This is a genomic window from Streptococcus sp. HMSC077D04, assembly GCF_001808785.1.
Lineage (GTDB): Bacteria > Bacillota > Bacilli > Lactobacillales > Streptococcaceae > Streptococcus > Streptococcus mitis_BX.
This window is the reverse complement of record NZ_KV794523.1, coordinates 1-20,565: the sequence shown is the minus strand read 5'-3', so window position 1 is coordinate 20,565 and position 20,565 is coordinate 1. Positions and strand designations below refer to the sequence as shown.

21 protein-coding genes and 1 pseudogene are annotated in these 20,565 nt (G+C 33.9%); all 22 read left to right on the top strand.

Annotation, left to right across the window (positions count from 1 at the left end):
* Positions 1-357, top strand: a 357-nt coding sequence (locus HMPREF2701_RS03520) for a hypothetical protein (RefSeq protein ID WP_261674406.1), incomplete at its 5' end; no start/stop codon positions are given.
* Positions 350-730: a thioredoxin domain-containing protein gene (locus tag HMPREF2701_RS03515; protein WP_070482100.1), complete on the top strand. Its 381-nt coding sequence runs from the start codon at positions 350-352 to the stop codon at positions 728-730. The genes HMPREF2701_RS03520 and HMPREF2701_RS03515, both read left to right, overlap by 8 nt.
* A gap of 12 nt (positions 731-742) precedes the next feature.
* The gene (locus HMPREF2701_RS03510; RefSeq protein ID WP_048773326.1) at positions 743-976 is read left to right on the top strand and encodes a hypothetical protein; all 234 of its coding nucleotides are present in this window, start codon (positions 743-745) and stop codon (positions 974-976) included.
* Positions 977-978: 2 nt separating this feature from the next.
* The gene (locus HMPREF2701_RS03505; RefSeq protein WP_070482099.1) at positions 979-1,566 is read left to right on the top strand and encodes a CPBP family intramembrane glutamic endopeptidase; all 588 of its coding nucleotides are present in this window, start codon (positions 979-981) and stop codon (positions 1,564-1,566) included.
* Positions 1,567-1,968: 402 nt separating this feature from the next.
* Positions 1,969-2,778: a MurR/RpiR family transcriptional regulator gene (locus HMPREF2701_RS03500; protein ID WP_070482098.1), complete on the top strand. Its 810-nt coding sequence runs from the start codon at positions 1,969-1,971 to the stop codon at positions 2,776-2,778.
* 4 nt (positions 2,779-2,782) lie between these two features.
* Complete coding sequence (locus HMPREF2701_RS03495) at positions 2,783-3,484, top strand: N-acetylmannosamine-6-phosphate 2-epimerase (RefSeq protein ID WP_024058030.1); 702 nt, start codon at positions 2,783-2,785, stop codon at positions 3,482-3,484.
* Between the two features lie 24 nt (positions 3,485-3,508).
* Entirely contained in the window at positions 3,509-4,426 is a 918-nt protein-coding gene (locus HMPREF2701_RS03490; protein ID WP_024058029.1) for an N-acetylneuraminate lyase, read from the top strand.
* Positions 4,427-4,453: 27 nt separating this feature from the next.
* On the top strand, positions 4,454-5,995 hold the full coding sequence (locus tag HMPREF2701_RS03485; protein WP_024058028.1) for a sodium:solute symporter family protein: 1,542 nt from the start codon (positions 4,454-4,456) through the stop codon (positions 5,993-5,995).
* Between the two features lie 25 nt (positions 5,996-6,020).
* Positions 6,021-6,479, top strand: coding sequence for a NanQ anomerase/TabA/YiaL family protein (locus HMPREF2701_RS03480; protein ID WP_070482096.1), 459 nt, complete (start codon positions 6,021-6,023; stop codon positions 6,477-6,479).
* A 1-nt stretch (position 6,480) separates the two neighbouring features.
* On the top strand, positions 6,481-8,805 hold the full coding sequence (locus HMPREF2701_RS03475; protein ID WP_070482093.1) for a sialidase family protein: 2,325 nt from the start codon (positions 6,481-6,483) through the stop codon (positions 8,803-8,805).
* Between the two features lie 39 nt (positions 8,806-8,844).
* On the top strand, positions 8,845-9,954 hold the full coding sequence (locus HMPREF2701_RS03470; protein WP_000248712.1) for a Gfo/Idh/MocA family protein: 1,110 nt from the start codon (positions 8,845-8,847) through the stop codon (positions 9,952-9,954).
* Between the two features lie 156 nt (positions 9,955-10,110).
* On the top strand, positions 10,111-11,001 hold the full coding sequence (locus HMPREF2701_RS03465; protein ID WP_024058025.1) for an ROK family protein: 891 nt from the start codon (positions 10,111-10,113) through the stop codon (positions 10,999-11,001).
* A gap of 24 nt (positions 11,002-11,025) precedes the next feature.
* Positions 11,026-11,349 (top strand): hypothetical protein, encoded by a 324-nt coding sequence (locus HMPREF2701_RS03460; RefSeq protein WP_024058024.1) that lies wholly within the window; start codon positions 11,026-11,028, stop codon positions 11,347-11,349.
* The gene (locus tag HMPREF2701_RS03455; protein ID WP_070482092.1) at positions 11,339-13,330 is read left to right on the top strand and encodes a V-type ATP synthase subunit I; all 1,992 of its coding nucleotides are present in this window, start codon (positions 11,339-11,341) and stop codon (positions 13,328-13,330) included. Before HMPREF2701_RS03460 ends, HMPREF2701_RS03455 begins: the two co-directional genes overlap by 11 nt.
* Positions 13,331-13,345: 15 nt before the next feature.
* Positions 13,346-13,822, top strand: a complete 477-nt coding sequence (locus tag HMPREF2701_RS11005; protein WP_000400484.1) for a V-type ATP synthase subunit K — start codon at positions 13,346-13,348, stop codon at positions 13,820-13,822.
* 33 nt (positions 13,823-13,855) lie between these two features.
* Positions 13,856-14,437 carry a hypothetical protein gene (locus HMPREF2701_RS03445; RefSeq protein ID WP_049500018.1) on the top strand — a complete coding sequence of 194 codons (582 nt, stop codon included), beginning with the start codon at positions 13,856-13,858 and terminating at the stop codon, positions 14,435-14,437.
* Between the two features lie 64 nt (positions 14,438-14,501).
* The gene (locus tag HMPREF2701_RS03440) at positions 14,502-15,509 is read left to right on the top strand and encodes a V-type ATPase subunit (RefSeq protein WP_070482090.1); all 1,008 of its coding nucleotides are present in this window, start codon (positions 14,502-14,504) and stop codon (positions 15,507-15,509) included.
* The gene (locus HMPREF2701_RS03435; protein WP_000387939.1) at positions 15,499-15,819 is read left to right on the top strand and encodes a V-type ATP synthase subunit F; all 321 of its coding nucleotides are present in this window, start codon (positions 15,499-15,501) and stop codon (positions 15,817-15,819) included. Before HMPREF2701_RS03440 ends, HMPREF2701_RS03435 begins: the two co-directional genes overlap by 11 nt.
* A gap of 62 nt (positions 15,820-15,881) precedes the next feature.
* Complete coding sequence (locus tag HMPREF2701_RS03430) at positions 15,882-17,657, top strand: V-type ATP synthase subunit A (protein WP_070482088.1); 1,776 nt, start codon at positions 15,882-15,884, stop codon at positions 17,655-17,657.
* Positions 17,658-19,043 (top strand): V-type ATP synthase subunit B, encoded by a 1,386-nt coding sequence (locus HMPREF2701_RS03425; RefSeq protein ID WP_000111248.1) that lies wholly within the window; start codon positions 17,658-17,660, stop codon positions 19,041-19,043.
* A gap of 22 nt (positions 19,044-19,065) precedes the next feature.
* The gene (locus HMPREF2701_RS03420) at positions 19,066-19,677 is read left to right on the top strand and encodes a V-type ATP synthase subunit D (RefSeq protein ID WP_070482086.1); all 612 of its coding nucleotides are present in this window, start codon (positions 19,066-19,068) and stop codon (positions 19,675-19,677) included.
* An 88-nt stretch (positions 19,678-19,765) separates the two neighbouring features.
* Positions 19,766-20,165 (top strand): annotated as a pseudogene (locus HMPREF2701_RS11470) (ATP-binding cassette domain-containing protein); the annotation flags it as partial.
* Positions 20,166-20,565: the final 400 nt, after the last annotated feature.

Genomic DNA, 20,565 nt, shown 5'->3' with positions numbered 1-20,565 from the left:
TTTTTGATGCCCAATTATCCATGTGAGTTTGAGGTGACATTTTTAGATGATTACCATAAAAAACATAATTACCCACTATTTTATGAATCTTATCTTCAAAACATTATGGAATTCCTTGAAAGTCAGGATATAAAGAACGGAGTTGATGCATTGGTAGATGATAATCAGAATCTTGTTTTTGTTTTATATGGGCAAGGCTATCGAGCTGAGGGAAAAGAGGGAATACTTACAACCCAAGTAACTGTAAAAGCTTATGATGAAGACAAGAAATCAATTAACTTCTCCAATTTATTAGATTCCTTAATCGTTTCAGAATATCAAATGGAACCGAATCTGTTGGAGGTCTCCCATGATTGATCTCTATCTAAGTAAAAATAACCATAGAAATCAACTTCTTTTAGATTTCTTTCAAAACTACGGTATCGAGGTATCTTGTCATTCGATTTCTGAAATAACAAAGGAAAAATTAATTGAGATGATGAGCTATTCTTCAGATTGTTTTGAGTTTTTATCCCCAAATTTATTACGATTTAAGAACCGTGACAATCTAAGATTAACGGATTTCGTTGAGATGATTTTAAAAAATCCTGAACTAACCATCAGACTTCCTCTTGCGGTTTCAAATAAGCGAGTTTATCCAAATCTGAATTTGGAAGAGGCTAGAGCTCTATTGCCAAGAGATACGAAACAATTGATTTACATGGAACAAACACATTATTTATCTAACTAAAGGAGAAGCAATATGGCTGAACGATTTTGGGAGAACTTGTCCATTATTTTGGCTGAAAGAAATATCAGCTGGATTGAGTTAACCAGAAAAATGTTTGTGGGAGAGTTTCACTATCCAAGTGAATTGAATCGTTTGTATCAAAAGATTCGCCACTATAAGATGGAACAACGAATGCCTCAAAGTCCATGGGTAGAAAGGATTGTGCAGGTATTAGATTTAGATTATGAAGATTTATTTCGGAGGTAACTATGAAAAGAATAATTCCAGTTTATATATTTCAACAAGTAAATGTCCTATTGGTATCTCTATACTTACTGAAATTTTTTTGTATCGGTGAGTTAACTATACTACAGATTCTCTATGGTGCATCACTCATTTCATTTTTATGGATATATGGTCAACGTAAAAAAGCGCATAAGGTCAGTATGAAATCTAGGATGAAATGGATTGGTATTGGATTCGTTAGCCTACTGATTATAAGTCTATGTTTTAGTCTGATTCATGCTCAAGGAAGCACGAATCAAGTAAACTTAATTGGGCTTCAACATCAAGTTCCTTGGTTTTCATTTTTATTGTTCTTAATCAATGCGAGTATGGTTGAAGAATTTTTGTATCGAGAAATTTTATGGAACTTGGTCAAAAAATTAGATATCAGAATTGCGTTGACAAGTGTTTTGTTCGCTTTAGCTCATCATCCAGGAACCATTCTAGCTTGGTGTTTGTATGTTTCACTTGGGATGTTTTTAGGGCTTGTACGCTATAAATCTGACTTATGGGGCAGTATGGGGCTACATTTAGTGTGGAACCTACTAGTTTATAGTTTGATGCTTTTTTAAAATAGGTGTTCTGATTTATCTCATAAATCAGTAGTTTTTATAGGATTATTTTTAATTCGGAAACAAAAATGTATTAACAGCATAAAATAAAGAAACTAGGAACATTTTTTCTATTTTTTTAGAAATAAAATGTTGTATAGAAATTTCGAAAGAAATAATAAAATAAAAATATAAATTAATAAAACATGTATATATGAGCATATCTACGTCGAGAAATGTTCTTAAAAGGCATAAAATACAAATATAAAGAATAAAAAATTGTTATATCTTTATATTTGTTGTTCTGTTATGAAATGAAAGAAATTGGAAACTAGTTTCTAAATCATGAAAAATATTGAAAAAAAAAAAAATAAGTGTTAGAATAAAGAATGTAAACGTTTACTTTAACAAAGGAGAGCTCATATGTTACTACAAAAAGAACTAATTCCAATGATAGAAGCTAACTTACCAAATATGGCATATTCTGAAAAAGACATTGCTAAATTCTTCTTAAAACAGCAACCTCTTAATAATTATTCATGTGAGGCATTGTGCGAAAGCCTTAATGTATCCAAAGCAACATTGACTCGATTTGCGAAAAAATGTGGTTTTAAAGGTTTTAGACAATTCATTTTCAAATACCAAGAGATGATTCGTGAGAAAGAAAAGTTAGCATTGTATACAGAGGCTACAGAAAAAGTTTTATCCGACTATGAAGAAATGTTGAGAAAAACTTACACGGTTCTTGATGAAGTTCAACTTGAGCGTATTGCTGAGATGATAGAAACTGCTGAGCGTGTATATCTTTATGGTGAAGGAAGTTCTGTTCTTGCTTTACAAGAAATGAAGATGAGATTTATGCGTCTCGGAGTCATTGGTGAAGTATTATCAGACGAGGATATGATTTTGTGGAATAGCTTATTACTTAATGAAAATTGCCTCGTCATTGGAGCATCTATTTCAGGTCAAACTGATATTGTACTAGAAGGTCTTCAAAAAGCTGCGGATAAAGGCGCTAAAACAGTTTTAATGACTACAAGAAATTTTGACGAAGAAGATTGTTTCTTTGACGAATTATTGTTATTAGCTTCGATCAATCATCTCTCGTATGGCAATCGCATATCACCTCAGTTTCCAATACTTTTAATTACAGACTGCTTATTCTCTCATTATCTGGAAAGTCCAGAGAGACAATATTATTACAATCAAACTATTATCCATAAGGAGGAATAATAAAATGAGCCAAATTTGGACTAAAGAAAAATTTATAAGTCAAGTCCATGGTGGAGTCATTGTTTCTTGTCAAGCTTTACCCGGTGAACCCCTTTATAATGAAGAATTTAGCTTGATGCCTTTTATGGCTAAAGCAGCTTTAGAGGCAGGAGCAGTGGGCATTCGCGCAAATTCTGTGCGTGATATTAAAGCAATTCAGAAAGTAGTAGATTTACCAATAATTGGAATTATCAAAAGAGATTATCCACCTCAAGAACCATATATTACTGCTACGATGAAAGAAGTAGATGAACTTGTAGAATGCGGAACAACAGTCATTGCATTTGATGCAACTTTAAGACCAAGATATGATGGCTTAGTTGTCAGTGAATTTATCAAAAAAATAAAAGAAAAATATCCTAATCAATTATTGATGGCGGATGTAAGTAATTTTGATGAAGGTCTCTATGCATTTAAATCAGGCGTTGATTTTGTTGGTACAACATTATCAGGGTACACAAGTACAAGTGTACAATCAGATGAGCCTGATTTTGAACTAATGAAAAAATTGGCTGATTTTAATATTCCGGTAATTGCCGAAGGAAAAATTCATTATCCAGAACAATTAAAAAAAGCTTATAGTTTAGGTGTTACCAGTGTTGTCATTGGTGGAGCGATTACACGTCCAAAAGAAATTGCTCAGCGATTTATTAATGTCATCAAATAAAAAACAATATAAAGGAGAAATCTGATGAAAGATTTAACTAAATACAAAGGCGTTATTCCTGCATTTTATGCTTGCTATGATGAAAATGGTGAAATTAGCCAAGAACGTGTAAAATCTCTGGTGCAATATTTCATTGACAAAGGTGTAAAAGGTATCTATGTAAATGGTTCTTCAGGTGAATGTATTTACCAAAGTGTAGAAGATCGTAAACAAATTATTGAAGCTGTTATGGAAGTTGCCAAAGGTAAATTAACAGTTATCAACCATGTTGCATGTAATAACACGAAAGATAGTATTGAATTGGCAAAACATTCAGAAAGTGTTGGAGTCGATGCTATTGCTGCTATCCCACCTATTTACTTCAAATTGCCAGAATATTCAATCGCAGCATATTGGAATGCAATGAGTGAAGCTGCGCCAAATACAGATTTTATCATTTATAATATTCCACAATTGGCAGGGGTTGCATTGACTGGTAGTTTGTATGCAACAATGCGTCAAAATCCTCGTGTGATTGGAGTTAAAAATTCTTCTATGCCTGTACAAGATATTCAAATGTTTGTAGCTGCAGGTGGAGAAGATTACATTGTATTCAATGGTCCAGATGAACAATATCTTGGTGGTCGCTTGATGGGAGCAGAAGCTGGTATTGGTGGTACTTATGGCGTTATGCCAGATTTGTTCTTGAAATTGGAAAGTTTGATTCAAGAACGAGATTTAGATACTGCTAAAAAACTTCAATATGCTATCAATGAAGTTATCTATAAGATGGTATCAGGTAAGGCAAATATGTATGCTGTAGCAAAAGAGGTTTTGCGTCTAAATGAAAAACTTGATTTAGGTTCTGTTCGTCAACCCTTAGAAGCATTGGCAGAAGGTGACTTGGAGGTTGCAAAACAAGCAGCTGTACTTATTCAACAAGCACGAAAAGAATTTTTATAATAAATAAAATCAATATGGAGATATGTTATGAGCACAACAGGATTTACAATAATTGACTTAATTATCTTGATTGTTTATTTACTTGCGGTGTTGGTTGCGGGTATCTATTTCTCTAAAAAAGAGATGAAAGGAAAAGAGTTCTTTAAAGGAGATGGTTCGGTTCCTTGGTATGTTACTTCGGTATCCATTTTTGCCACAATGCTCAGTCCGATTTCCTTCTTGGGACTCGCTGGTAACTCTTATGCAGGTAGCTGGATTTTATGGTTTGCTCAATTAGGGATGGTTGTAGCTATTCCACTGACAATTCGTTTTATCTTACCTATCTTTGCACGGATAGACATCGATACGGCATATGATTACTTGGATAAACGTTTTAATTCTAAAGCACTTCGTATTATTTCAGCACTCTTGTTTATTATTTATCAATTGGGACGTATGTCTATCATTATGTACCTCCCATCAGCTGGTTTATCAGTATTGACAGGAATTGACATCAATATTTTGATTATTTTGATGGGTGCAATTGCAATTGTTTATTCTTATACTGGTGGTCTAAAATCCGTATTATGGACAGACTTTATTCAAGGTGTGGTTCTGATTAGTGGTGTCGTTGTAGCTTTATTTGTACTGATGGCTAATATTAAAGGTGGCTTTGGTGCAGTAGCAGAAACATTAGCAAACGGGAAATTCCTTGCTGCAAATGAAAAACTTTTCGATCCTAACTTGCTTTCAAACTCCATCTTCTTAATTGTGATGGGTTCAGGCTTTACAATCTTATCTTCCTATGCTTCATCTCAAGATTTGGTTCAACGTTTTACTACAACACAAAATATTAAGAAACTTAATAAAATGTTGTTCACAAATGGTGTCTTGTCACTTGCTACTGCAACAGTCTTTTACTTGATCGGTACAGGCTTGTACGTATTCTATCAAGTACAAAATGCAGGCAGTGCAGCTAGCAATATCCCTCAAGACCAAATCTTTATGTACTTTATTGCATACCAGTTACCAGTAGGTGTCACAGGTTTGATCTTGGCAGCGATTTATGCAGCAGCTCAATCAACTATTTCAACAGGTTTGAACTCTGTTGCAACTTCATGGACATTGGATATTCAAGATGTCATTTCTAAAAATATGTCAGATGATCGTCGTACGAAAATTGCACAATTCGTATCTCTAGCAGTAGGTTTATTCTCAATTGTTGTTTCCATTATCATGGCTCATTCAGATATTAAATCTGCATACGAATGGTTCAATAGTTTCATGGGACTTGTACTTGGTCTACTTGGTGGTGTATTCATTCTTGGTTTTGTTTCTAAAAAAGCAAATAAACAAGGTGCTTATGCAGCGCTGATTGTATCAACCATCGTTATGGTATTTATTAAATACTTCCTTCCTCCAACAGCTGTTAGCTACTGGGCATATTCATTGATTTCAATTTCTGTATCAGTAGTTTCAGGTTATATTGTATCTGTTCTTACTGAAAATAAAGTATCTGCACCTAAATATACAACGATTCATGATATTTCAGAAATTAAAGCGGATTCAAGTTGGGAAGTTCGTCACTAGTCACTAATAGAAAAGAGAAAATATTATGATTATTTCTGAACAAAATGATTTTAGACGATATGCTTCTGTCAATAAACATTTTTCAAAAGTCTGTGATTTTTTAGAAAATACAAATTTGACAGATTTGGTTGATGGAAAAATTGATATTGACGGGGAAAATGTTTTTGCAAATTGTATGACTTATCTAGCTGATGGAGTTCCAGGAGATATTTTTGAAACTCATAAGAAATATTTAGATATTCATATTGTTGTTGAAAATACAGAAAAAATGGCAGTAACTTCCCCAGTTCGTGCTAAGTCACGTGTACCTTTTAGCGAAGAGAAGGATATTGCTTTTTACGATAGCAAAGACTATCAAATTGTTGAATTGCTCCCAGGGAATATGTTGGTGACTTTTGAAGAAGATCTTCACCAACCAAAGATTCATTGCAATGATGAAACTGTTAAAAAACTTGTTATCAAAGTTTTAAACGAGGAAAAATAAAATGAAAAAAAATATTAAACAATATGTAACCTTAGGCACTGTAGTGGTATTATCAGCATTTGTTGCTAACTCAGTTGCAGCTCAGGAGACTGAAACTTCTGAAGTATCAACACCAGAGTTGGTGCAACCTGTTGCACCAACGACTTCGATTTCGGAAGTACAACATAAATCGGGTAACTCTTCGGAAGTTACTGTACAACCTCGAACAGTAGAAACTACTGTTAAGGATCAATCTTCTACAGCGGATGCGATTTCGGGAGTACAACCTAAATCGGATAATTCTTCGGAAGTTACAGCACAATCTCGAACAGTAGAAACTACTGTTAAGGATCCATCTTCTACAGCGGAAGAAACTCCTGTCTTAGAAAAAAATAATGTTACTTTAACAGGGGGCGGAGAAAATGTTACTAATGAGTTAAAGGATAAACTTACTAGCGGTGACTTTACTGTAGTGATTAAGTACAATCAGTCTAGTGAGAAAGGTTTACAAGCTCTGTTTGGAATATCTAATTCTAAACCCGGTCAACAAAATAGTTATGTAGATGTGTTCCTTAGAGACAATGGTGAATTGGGAATGGAAGCGCGTGATACTTCTTCCAATAAAAATCACCTAGTATCCAGACCTGCTTCAGTTTGGGGTAAGTACAAACAAGAGGCTGTGACTAACACTGTTGCATTAGTAGCAGATTCAGTCAAAAAAACATATTCTTTATATGCTAATGGTACAAAAGTAGTAGAAAAGAAAGTGGATAACTTCCTAAGCATCAAGGATATTAAAGGTATTGATTACTATATGCTTGGGGGAGTGAAACGTGCAGGAAAAACGGCGTTTGGTTTTAACGGAACACTAGAAAATATCAAATTCTTTAATAGTGCATTGGATGAAGAAACTGTTAAAAAGATGACAACAAACACTGTTACTGGACATTTAATTTATACGGCTAATGATACAACTGGTTCTAACTATTTCCGTATTCCAGTTCTGTATACTTTTAGCAATGGTCGGGTTTTTTCAAGCATTGACGCTCGTTACGGTGGAACTCATGATTTCTTGAATAAAATTAATATTGCTACAAGTTATAGTGATGATAATGGTAAGACATGGACTAAACCAAAATTAACATTGGCATTCGATGATTTTGCTCCAGTACCATTAGAATGGCCTCGTGATGTTGGTGGACGTGACTTACAAATCAGCGGTGGTGCAACCTATATTGACTCTGTTATTGTTGAAAAAAATAACAAACAAGTACTCATGTTTGCTGATGTTATGCCTGCTGGAGTAAGTTTTAGAGAAGCTACTAGAAAAGATTCAGGTTATAAACAAATTGATGGTAATTATTACCTTAAATTAAAGAAACAAGGTGATACTGATTATAATTATACTATTCGTGAGAATGGTACTGTATACGACGATCGTACCAACAGACCAACTGAATTTTCAGTAGATAAAAAATTCGGTATTAAACAAAATGGTAATTATTTGACGGTAGAGCAATATTCGGTTTCATTTGAAAATAATAAAAAGACTGAATATCGTAATGGGACTAAAGTCCATATGAATATCTTCTACAAAGATGCATTATTCAAAGTAGTGCCAACGAACTATATTGCATATATTTCTAGCAATGATCATGGCGAATCTTGGTCTGCACCAACTTTATTACCTCCTATTATGGGACTTAATCGGAATGCGCCTTATTTGGGTCCTGGACGTGGAATCATTGAAAGCTCAACTGGACGTATTCTTATTCCGTCTTACACTGGTAAAGAGTCTGCATTCATTTATAGTGATGATAATGGAGCGTCTTGGAAAGTTAAAGTTGTGCCACTTCCTTCTAGTTGGTCAGCAGAAGCACAATTTGTAGAATTGAGTCCAGGAGTAATTCAAGCATACATGCGTACAAATAATGGTAAAATTGCATATTTAACAAGTAAAGACGCAGGTACTACTTGGAGTGCGCCGGAATATTTGAATTTTGTTTCAAATCCAAGTTATGGAACACAATTATCAATCATCAATTATAGTCAATTGATTGATGGTAAAAAGGCTGTCATTTTAAGTACTCCAAACTCCACAAATGGTCGTAAACACGGACAAATTTCGATTGGTCTAATTAATGATGATAATACAATTGATTGGCGTTATCATCACGATGTTGATTATAGTAACTATGGATACTCATATTCAACATTGACAGAGTTACCAAATCATGAAATTGGATTGATGTTTGAAAAATTTGATTCATGGTCTCGTAATGAACTTCATATGAAAAATGTTGTACCATATATAACATTTAAGATTGAAGATTTGAAAAAGAATTAAAGCTGAAATTTAAAAATATATAGAAAGAGGATAAAAATTATGGTAAATTACGGTATTGTTGGAGCTGGATATTTTGGAGCTGATTTGGCTCGCTCAATGAACAAAATTGAAGATGCAAAAGTGGTTGCGGTATTTGACCCAAATCATGGAGAAGAAGTTGCTCAAGAGTTGGGATCAGATGTTTGTGCAAGTTTAGATGAACTTGTAGCACGTGAAGATATTGATTGTGTGATCGTAGCTTCACCTAGCTACCTTCACCGTGAACCTGTTGTGAAAGCTGCTCAACATGGCAAACACGTATTTTGTGAAAAGCCAATTGCATTGTCTTATGAAGATTGTAAAGCCATGGTTGACGCATGTAAAGAAAATAATGTTATCTTTATGGCTGGTCACATCATGAACTTCTTTAATGGTGTACACCATGCTAAAGAATTGATTACTCAAGGTAAAATCGGTAAAGTTCTTTATTGCCATGCCGCTCGTACAGGTTGGGAAGAACAACAACCAACTGTATCATGGAAGAAACTTCGTTCTCAATCTGGAGGACATTTGTACCACCATATTCATGAATTAGATTGCATTCAGTTCATCATGGGAGGACTTCCTGAAAAAGCGACAATGGTAGGAGGCAATGTATATCATAAAGGTGAAAACTTTGGTGATGAAGATGATATGCTCATTGTAAACCTAGAATACTCTGATGATCGTTATGCTGTTTTGGAATATGGTAATGCTTTCCGTTGGGGTGAACACTACGTCTTGATTCAAGGAACTGAAGGAGCTATCAAACTTGACTTGTTCAATACTGGAGGTACTCTTCGTGTTAAAGGTGAAGGAGAATCACACTTCTTAGTACATGAAACTCAAGAAGAAGATGATGACCGTACAGCTATCTATACCGGTCGTGGTATGGATGGAGCAATTGCGTACGGTAAACCAGGAGTACGTTGCCCATTATGGTTACAAACATGTATTGATAAAGAAATGGAATATCTACATGACATCATTAAAGGTGGAGAAATTACAGAAGAATATGAAAAACTTCTCAATGGTGTAGCTGCTTTAGAATCAATCGCTACCGCTGATGCATGTACTTTATCAGTTAAAGAAGATCGAAAAGTAAGTCTTTCAGAAATCACAAATGCTTAACTATTGTAAAACAGAATAGTAAATTCTTGTCATTATATAATTTCTAAAGTTCTGTGATACAACTCATTGAATAAAGAAATAAAGATGGGACTGGGATAATGCCCAGTCCCATTTTTTATCAAAAAGTAATGAGATCAAAAATGTGGGAGTGATGAAATGAAGATTATAGGGATCGATATTGGCGGAACAACAATTAAGGCAGATTTATACGATGATTTGGGAACGAGTTTAAATCAGTTCAAAGAAATAGAAACAATTATTGACTATGATTTGGGAACGAACCAGATATTAAATCAGGTCTGTGATTTAATTGGTGAGTATATTTTAAATTATTCAATTGATGGTGTTGGGATTTCCACTGCTGGAGTTGTTAATGCTAATACAGGAGAAATCATCTATGCAGGCTATACAATACCAGGGTATATCGGAGTAAACTTTACTTCCGAGATAGAAAAACGTTTTGGGTTGTCTACTTTTGTTGAAAATGATGTTAATTGTGCTGCATTAGGTGAATTGTGGAAGGGACAAGCTAAAGATAAGAAAAATGTAGTAATGGTTACTATTGGAACAGGTATAGGAGGCAGTATTATTGTCAATGGACAAATTGTTAACGGATTTAACTATACTGCTGGTGAAGTAGGCTATATTCCTGTAGGTAATTCGGATTGGCAGAGCAAAGCCTCAACAACCGCATTGATTCATTTATATCAAAAGAAGAGCTTGAAAACTAATCAAACTGGACGTACTTTCTTTACTGATTTAAGTTCTGGAGATAAAGTCGCTAAAGAAACTTTTGAAATTTTTGTAGAAAATCTAACAAAAGGTTTATTAACTATTTCTTATCTACTTAATCCAGAAATTCTCATATTAGGAGGTGGGATTCTGGCTAAAAAGGATATTTTGTTACCTGAAATTCAAAGTTCTTTAGCTAAAAATGCAATGGATAATAGGTTTTTGCCTAATAATGTTGTGGCAGCTACATTAGGAAATGAAGCTGGTCGTATAGGAGCTGTAAAAAATTTCTTAGATAGAATTTCTAATAAATAGTGTGAAAGATAAGGAGGTGTCACAATGACTAACTCTGTATTTTCGACAATGCAAGATATTGAGAATGTTGCAACCGATATTATAAAATCATATGATAATGAGATTTATACGTATAAAGCTGTCTCCCAAGAAGAATTGGAAGAACTAGAAAAAAGTTATGATGAAAAAAGTCACGAAGAATTAATTTCAATAGAAAGCAATTTAGAAATGCAACAACAGAACCTCATTGATGAGGTTAATAAAACAATCAAGGAAAATGATGCAAAGATTCAGTATATTTCATCAAGTAGGAGAGGAGAATTTGTAGAAAAAATTATTGGTAGGGTGGTAGAAAAATATGGCTATTAGTCAGATGAAAAGAATTTCTCTACTATTTACTAAGAGTAGTCTTGATGATGTTTTAAAAACTATTCAAGAACTAGAGTCAGTGCAGTTCCGTGATTTAAAGGTTCAGGATAACTGGTCAGAAGCTCTAGAAAAAGATGAGGTTGTATTTCCAACTATTCAAATTTCTCATACTTCTAATTCCAATCATGGGGTTATTGAAGGAAATGATGCCTTGACTTATTTGATGAATAAACAACAACATTTGGAAGCAACTGTAGAGAAATTACAAGAATACCTACCGAAAGAAAACACGTTTAAGTTATTACAGCAACCTCCGATAACAACCTCTTATGAAGAATTAGAAAAATTTGGTAAAGCTAATGTTGCTGAGGGTGTTCTTAAAAAAGTGAATCATCAAATAAACAGAGTTCATGAATTAGAAAGAGACATTCAAAGTAATAATGAGGAAATAGAGAGATTAATAAAGTGGGAAAAATTAGAAATTATTCCTGCGCATTTAGAACAATTTTCTTTCTGTAGAGGAAAAATCGGAACAATTCCAAGGACTGTAGATAATCGCTTATACAATAATTTTTTAGAAAACAATATTGAAGTTCAAGAAATATTTTCTAATGATAGAGAGTACGGTGTTGTTGTTTTCTATCAGTCCAGTTGCTCTATTGATTTTGATGAATACTTATTTGAACCATTTGATTATTCTAGAAAGGAATTACCGAAGCAGCGAGTAGTAGATTTGGATCAAGAAAACATACAGTTAATAACTGAAAAAGAGAATATTATAGCATCGTTGCAAGATTCAAAGAAAAATTTGATAGATTTACAATGGCAAATTGACTATATTTTATCTATCTATGCTCGTCAAATCTCTAAGAATAACCTTTTGAGCACTCCGCATCTAGTTGCATTAGAAGGATGGATAGAAGAAACTCGTATTTTATATTTTATAAAAGTTATGGATGAGCGTTTTGGACATTCTATTTATATTTATGAATCGGAAACATTGTCGGATAATCAAGATGAAATACCTATCAAATTAACGAATCACTCTTTAATTGCACCATTTGAATTATTGACTGAAATGTATGCTCTGCCCAAATATTATGAGAAAGATCCTACACCTGTATTAGCACCATTTTACTTTACATTTTTTGGAATGATGGTTGCTGATTTAGGCTATGGTTTACTATTGTTTTTAGGAACAATGTTAGCATTAAAAATTTTTCATCTACCTTCAGTAACTAAGAGATTTTTAAAATTCTTTAATATATTAGGGGTAGCCGTTGCAATTTGGGGTGGAATCTATGGCTCATTTTTTGGATATGAGTTGCCATTTCATCTGATATCTACAACCTCGGATGTCATGACTATATTAGTAGTGTCAGTTGTGTTTGGATTTATTACAGTATTTGTAGGTTTGTTAGCTTCAGGACTACAAAAAGTAAGAATGAAGAAATATGCAGAAGCATATAATTCAGGATTTGCGTGGTGTGTTATTCTGCTTGGCTTGTTATTTATTGCTGTCGGAATGTTGATGCCTGATATTAGACCGTTATTTGTATTAGGGAAATGGGTATCTATTCTTAATGCTGTGGGGATTTTGATTGTTTCTATTATTCAAGCCAAAAGCTTGTCAGGTATTGGATCAGGATTGTTTAATCTATATAACATTTCATCTTATATAGGTGATTTAGTTAGTTTCACTCGATTGATGGCATTAGGATTATCTGGAGCAAGTATAGCATCAGCTTTCAATTTAATTGTTGGTTTGTTTCCGGGGACATTGGCTAAACTGACAATTGGATTAGTATTATTCATTCTTTTACATGCGATCAATATTTTTCTATCGTTACTATCAGGATATGTTCATGGAGCACGTCTGATATTTGTTGAATTTTTTGGTAAGTTTTATGAGGGTGGAGGAAAACCATTTCAACCTTTGAAGGCTTCTGAGAAATATATTAAGGTTATTACAAAGAATTAATGGAGGATATATATAATGGAACATTTAGCAACTTATTTTTCAACCTATGGAGGAGCTTTCTTCGCTGCATTGGGAATTGTATTGGCGGTTGGATTAAGCGGTATGGGGTCTGCTTATGGAGTTGGTAAGGCTGGGCAATCTGCCGCAGCTTTACTGAAAGAACAGCCAGAAAAATTTGCCTCAGCTTTGATATTGCAACTACTGCCCGGAACACAAGGATTATATGGTTTTGTTATTGGAATTTTGATTTGGTTGCAATTAACTCCAGAACTTCCTTTGGAAAAAGGCGTTGCTTATTTCTTTGTAGCTCTTCCAATTGCTATTGTAGGATACTTTTCGGCTAAGCATCAAGGAAATGTAGCAGTAGCGGGAATGCAAATCTTGGCTAAAAGACCAAAAGAATTCATGAAGGGAGCAATTTTGGCTGCCATGGTAGAAACCTATGCAATTCTTGCCTTTGTCGTATCATTCATTTTGACCCTTCGTGTATAAGAAATTAATTTGCTATTCAAAGGAGGTGTCTAAATGAGCAATTTAGAAAACTTACGAGAGTCTGTTATTGAACAAGCTCATGAAAAAGGGCGTATGAAATTATTGGATTCCAAAAAGAAGATTGATGATGAATTTGAAATGCAAAAGTCGGTCATTGTAAAGAAAAAAGAAGCTGAACATGAACGAAAGTTAAAAGAATTACAACAGAAATATCAAATAATTTTTCAACAATTAAAAAATAAGGAACGCCAATCAACGTTAGTATCAAAACAGAAAATATTAAAAGAACTTTTTCAATCTGCTTTAATAGAAATGGAATCTTGGAGTGCAGATAAAGAAATGGAGTTCATCTATCGAATTCTTGAACGATATTCACAACAAGAGGTCATAGTAACTTTTGGGGAGCGGACTTTAGCTAAATTCAATTTGGAACAATTAGAGAAATTGAAATTCTCTTTTCCAAATCATTTATTTAGTGAACAGCCTATCTCAAATGAATCAGGCTTACTTATTTCAATAGGTAAAATTGATGATAACTATTTGTATAAAACATTAATTGGATCGATTTCTAAGGAAGAAAGTTCAAGTATCGCAAATCAAATTTTTATCAATTAAGGATGAAATTGGTTAATCCTTCTTAGAAATTTGGAGTATTCCAATAAAATTAGAAAGGTATTTTATGGATACTAATCTTTTTTCAAAAATAAATACGACGATTTCGGTAAAAGAAAACGATTTTATTACAGAAGAAAAATTTCAAAAAATTATACAATCCAAAGATACGGAGACATTGGCATTTATCTTAGAAGCAACTCCCTATCATTTATCGATTGACGTTTTAGAAAATCCTAGTCAGACAGAGACTTCGCTAATGACAAAATTAGTCAATGATTATAGATGGGCCTATGCTGAAAGTCCGAATGATAAAATTGTGACTTTATTTGCTTTACGATATGTTTATCATAATATCAAAGTTTTATTAAAATCTAAGGCGGCAATTAAGAAAGATTTTTCTAAATTATTAATTCCAATAGGGATTTTTGATATAGAAAGTTTAAAACATTTAGTTACTTCCTTACATTCAGATACACTTCCTGATTTTATGGTTCATGAAGTAGAATCAATTTGGAATGAGTATGAAACTTTTAATAATATTCGTGTACTTGATGTCGGAGCTGATCTAGCATATTTTAAACATCTGAAACTTTTATCTAATGAGTTAGATGAGGTGCTGTCTCAGGTTATTGTTGCAATGATTGACTTTTATAATATTATTACTGTAAAACGTGGTTTATCTCAAAATAAGAGTCATGGGGATATTTTACAATTACTTTCAGATGAAGGAAGTATTTCTGCTAAAGAATTTATATACATTGTAGAAAATCAAGAAATATTTGTGTGGTTCAATAAAATAAATCCAAGCTTAGATTCAATCTTTTCAACTTACGAATTTAAGATGCAGGACGCAACAATTTCATCTTCTGAGTTAGAATTTTTATGTGATTTACTATTGTATAAAACTTTAGATCAAGGAAGGTATAATGTAGATGGGCCGTTAGTTCTTGCTAGATATTTATTGGGATGTGAGTTTGAAGTAAAGAATCTTAGAATGATCATATCAGCTCTTCAAAATACAATTCCTTATGAATCAATAAAAGAAAGGATACGCCCGCATTATGGAAGCTAATAAGTATAAAATTGGCATAATTGGTAGCCATGATATCATTTTACCCTTTAGCATGATTGGGTTTGATATATTTCCTGCCTATCAAGAACAAGAAGCTATAAATACTCTAAGAAAATTAGCTCAATCTGATTATGGTGTCATTTATATCACTGAAGACATTGCTTCAATGATATTAGATACAATTCGCCATTATGATTCTCAAGTTGTGCCTGCTATTATTTTATTACCGACTCATAAACAAGGTTTAAATTTAGGATTAAAACGTATAGAGGATAATGTAGAGAAAGCAGTAGGACACAATATTTTATAATAATGTACAAAATTGTCTGTAATATTATTCTATAATTTTTGGACTTAGTAAGGAGAATAACTTTGACTCAAGGGAAGATTATAAAAGTATCGGGACCTCTAGTTATTGCATCAGGTATGCAGGAGGCTAATATTCAAGATATTTGCCGTGTAGGTAAGCTAGGGTTAATCGGTGAAATTATTGAAATGAGAAGAGATCAGGCATCTATCCAAGTCTATGAAGAAACATCTGGTCTTGGTCCGGGAGAACCTGTTGTTACAACTGGAGAACCTCTATCGGTTGAATTAGGGCCAGGATTGATTTCTCAAATGTTTGATGGCATACAACGCCCATTAGATCGATTTAAATTGGCTACTCATAATGATTTTCTAGTTCGTGGGGTAGAAGTTCCAAGTTTGGATAGAGATATTAAGTGGCATTTTGATTCCACTATAGCAATTGGTCAAAAAGTGAGTACGGGTGATATTCTTGGAACTGTCAAGGAAACCGAGGTAGTTAATCATAAAATTATGGTTCCTTATGGAGTATCTGGAGAAGTTGTTTCTATTGCATCTGGCGATTTTACAATTGATGAAGTTGTATATGAAATAAAAAAATTGGACGGTAGTTTCTATAAAGGAACGCTTATGCAAAAATGGCCTGTCCGCAAGGCGCGTCCTGTTTCTAAACGTTTAATTCCAGAAGAACCATTAATCACAGGTCAACGAGTTATTGATACATTCTTTCCAGTAACCAAAGGGGGAGCTGCAGCAGTTCCTGGACCATTTGGAGCAGGAAAGACAGTTGTACAACACCAAGTAGCTAAATTTGCCAATGTTGATATTGTTATTTATGTCGGTTGTGGAGAACGTGGAAATGAAATGACGGATGTACTGAATGAGTTTCCTGAGTTGATTGACCCTAATACCGGACAATCAATTATGCAACGGACAGTTCTGATTGCTAATACTTCAAATATGCCTGTTGCTGCTCGTGAGGCTTCAATTTATACAGGAATTACCATGGCTGAGTATTTTCGTGATATGGGCTACTCTGTCGCCATTATGGCTGATTCAACTTCACGTTGGGCAGAAGCGCTACGTGAAATGTCAGGACGTCTAGAAGAAATGCCTGGTGATGAGGGTTATCCTGCTTATCTGGGAAGTCGTATCGCTGAATATTATGAAAGAGCAGGACGTTCTCAGGTTCTAGGGCTTCCAGAACGTGAAGGAACGATTACTGCTATTGGAGCTGTATCGCCACCTGGTGGAGATATTTCAGAACCAGTTACTCAAAACACTTTACGGATTGTGAAAGTTTTTTGGGGGCTTGATGCTCCGTTGGCACAGCGACGTCATTTTCCTGCAATTAACTGGCTTACATCTTATTCACTATATAAAGACAGTGTGGGCACTTATATAGATGGTAAAGAGAATACAGATTGGAATAGTAAAATAACTCGTGCGATGAACTACTTACAACGGGAATCTAGTTTAGAGGAAATTGTTCGTCTTGTTGGAATTGATTCTCTGTCTGATAATGAACGACTAACGATGGAAATTGCTAAACAAATTCGAGAAGATTATTTGCAACAGAACGCTTTTGATTCGGTAGATACATTCACTTCGTTTGCAAAACAAGAAGCAATGCTAAGTAATATCCTAACTTTTGCTGATCAGGCAAATCATGCTTTAGAGTTGGGTTCTTACTTTACAGAGATTATGGAAGGTACCGTGGCAGTTCGAGACCGTATGGCGAGAAGTAAATATGTTTCAGAAGATAGATTAGATGAAATCAAAATTATATCAAATGAGATTACACATCAAATTCATTTGATATTAGAAACAGGAGGTCTATAAATGAGTGTTATAAAAGAATACAGAACTGCTAGTGAAGTTGTTGGGCCTCTTATGATTGTTGAACAAGTAAATAATGTGTCTTACAATGAGTTAGTTGAAATTCAACTTCATAATGGAGAAATTCGTCGTGGACAAGTTTTAGAGATCCACGAAGATAAAGCAATGGTTCAGCTTTTTGAAGGATCTAGTGGAATAAATTTAGAAAAGTCTAAAATTCGTTTTGCTGGTCATGCATTAGAATTGGCTGTATCTGAGGATATGGTTGGTCGTATTTTTAATGGGATGGGAAAACCAATTGATGGTGGACCAGATTTAATTCCAGAGAAATATTTAGATATTGATGGTCAAGCTATTAATCCTGTATCTAGAGATTATCCAGATGAATTTATTCAGACAGGGATCTCCTCTATTGATCATTTGAATACTCTTGTACGTGGTCAAAAATTACCAGTATTTTCAGGTTCGGGCTTACCTCATAATGAATTAGCTGCTCAGATCGCAAGACAAGCGACTGTTTTAAATTCTGATGAAAATTTTGCGGTTGTATTTGCAGCAATGGGTATTACTTTTGAAGAAGCTGAGTTTTTTATGGAAGAACTCAGAAAAACAGGAGCGATCGATCGTTCGGTTTTATTTATGAACTTGGCAAATGATCCTGCAATTGAGCGTATTGCAACTCCCCGCATTGCTTTAACTGCGGCAGAGTATCTAGCTTTTGAAAAAGATATGCACGTTCTAGTTATCATGACGGATATGACTAACTATTGTGAAGCGTTACGTGAAGTCTCGGCAGCTCGCCGTGAAGTTCCAGGGAGACGAGGCTATCCGGGATATTTATATACAAATTTATCAACTCTATACGAAAGGGCTGGTCGCTTAGTTGGTAAAAAAGGTTCGGTGACACAGATTCCTATTTTAACAATGCCAGAAGATGATATAACACATCCAATTCCTGATTTAACTGGATACATTACTGAAGGTCAAATTATTTTGTCGCATGAGTTGTATAATCAAGGTTATCGTCCACCAATCAATGTTTTACCTTCTCTCTCTCGATTAAAAGATAAGGGTTCTGGAGAAGGTAAAACTCGTGGAGATCATGCTCCAACTATGAATCAACTGTTTGCAGCCTATGCCCAAGGGAAAAAGGTTGAAGAGTTAGCAGTAGTATTAGGAGAATCGGCTTTATCTGATGTAGATAAATTGTATGTGAGGTTTACAAAGCGTTTTGAAGAAGAGTACATAAATCAAGGATTTTATAAAAATCGAAATATAGAAGATACGTTGAATCTTGGGTGGGAATTACTATCAATTCTTCCTAGAACAGAGTTAAAACGTATCAAAGATGATTTGCTTGATAAATACTTACCTTTGGTAGAAGTTTAATCCGGAAATGGAGTGATTATCGATGGTACGTTTGAATGTAAAACCAACTCGTATGGAATTGAATAACTTAAAGGAACGTTTGAAAACAGCTGAACGTGGACATAAGTTATTAAAGGATAAAAGAGATGAATTGATGAGGCGATTTATTTCTTTGATTCGTGAGAATAATCAACTTCGGAAAGAAGTAGAAAGTTATCTAATTGATAATCTAAAATCCTTTGCAGTTGCTAAATCATTAAAGAATTCTCAAATGATGGAGGAATTATTTTCAATTCCATCGAAAGAAATTGAATTATTTGTTGAGAAAGAAAATATCATGAGTGTAACAGTTCCTAGAATGCATATGAATATTACTTCTCAAAATGAGAACAGTGAATACAGCTATTTATCTTCTAATAGTGAAATGGATGATGTATTTGCTACAATGAATAGTTTAATTGATAAATTACTAAGACTGGCAGAAGTTGAAAAAACGTGTCAGTTAATGGCTGATGAAATAGAAAAAACACGTAGACGTGTAAATGGTTTAGAATACTCGATTATTCCAAACTTGTCGGAAACTATTCATTATATAGAATTGAAACTAGAGGAGGCAGAAAGAGCCAATTTAGTTCGTATTATGAAAGTGAAGTAGATCCTTTATTTAGATTATTAATTAGATGAACAAATATCAGCTTGGATAAGGCTTTAAGCCTTTCTAAGCTTTTTTATTGACAGTATCAGGATATCTTTTTCAAAATTTTGGTTTGTTAGATAATGAAAATGTTTCTACTAATCTAGATTTAGGATTAGTAAATCTTAAATGTAATTATATAGAAAAAGATAAGTTAAAAAAAAGATGTATTAGCAAGAGTTGGTCTAACTCATATTCATCTGGAACAAAAGATATATGAATTGTCTGGCGGTGAAGCACAACGTGTTGCTTTAGCGAAAATCATTCTTAAAAATCCACCATTAATACTTGCGGATGAGCTGACTGCATCACTTGTTCTGATAACTTCACAAGGAATTATGAAATTATTATTAGATCTGAAAAATGAAAATCGTCTAATCATCATTGCATCTCATAATCCCAATATTTGGAATCAAGCAGATGAAGTTATAAATTTAAATCAATTATAGTTACAGTCAATAGATATCTTCTATATTTTAAAGTTATTTTATCTGAATCCGAAAAAGCAGTTCAATCTTGTACTGCTTTTTTCTTTTACGACTTACGCTGTTTGGTTTCATGAGCAAGCCCTTAAAGTGAACTAATAACAAATCATGAGAAGTCATTGTGATGAAATTTCTTTAACAGAAGTAGAGCGAATTGCTGAACAATTAAGTGAGTATCTCTCGAAGTAGAAGTGTCTATTTTGGCTTTTAGTCTGATAGAATGGTAGTTTGAAAATGTAAATGATAGCTACTGTTCATAAAACATAGAAGGTACGTACGGTGTTGTGAGAGGAGCTAGAAATTAGCACTTACCTTATTATTCCAACAACCTCAAAAATGTGATAAAAATTTCAACTACTCTTAT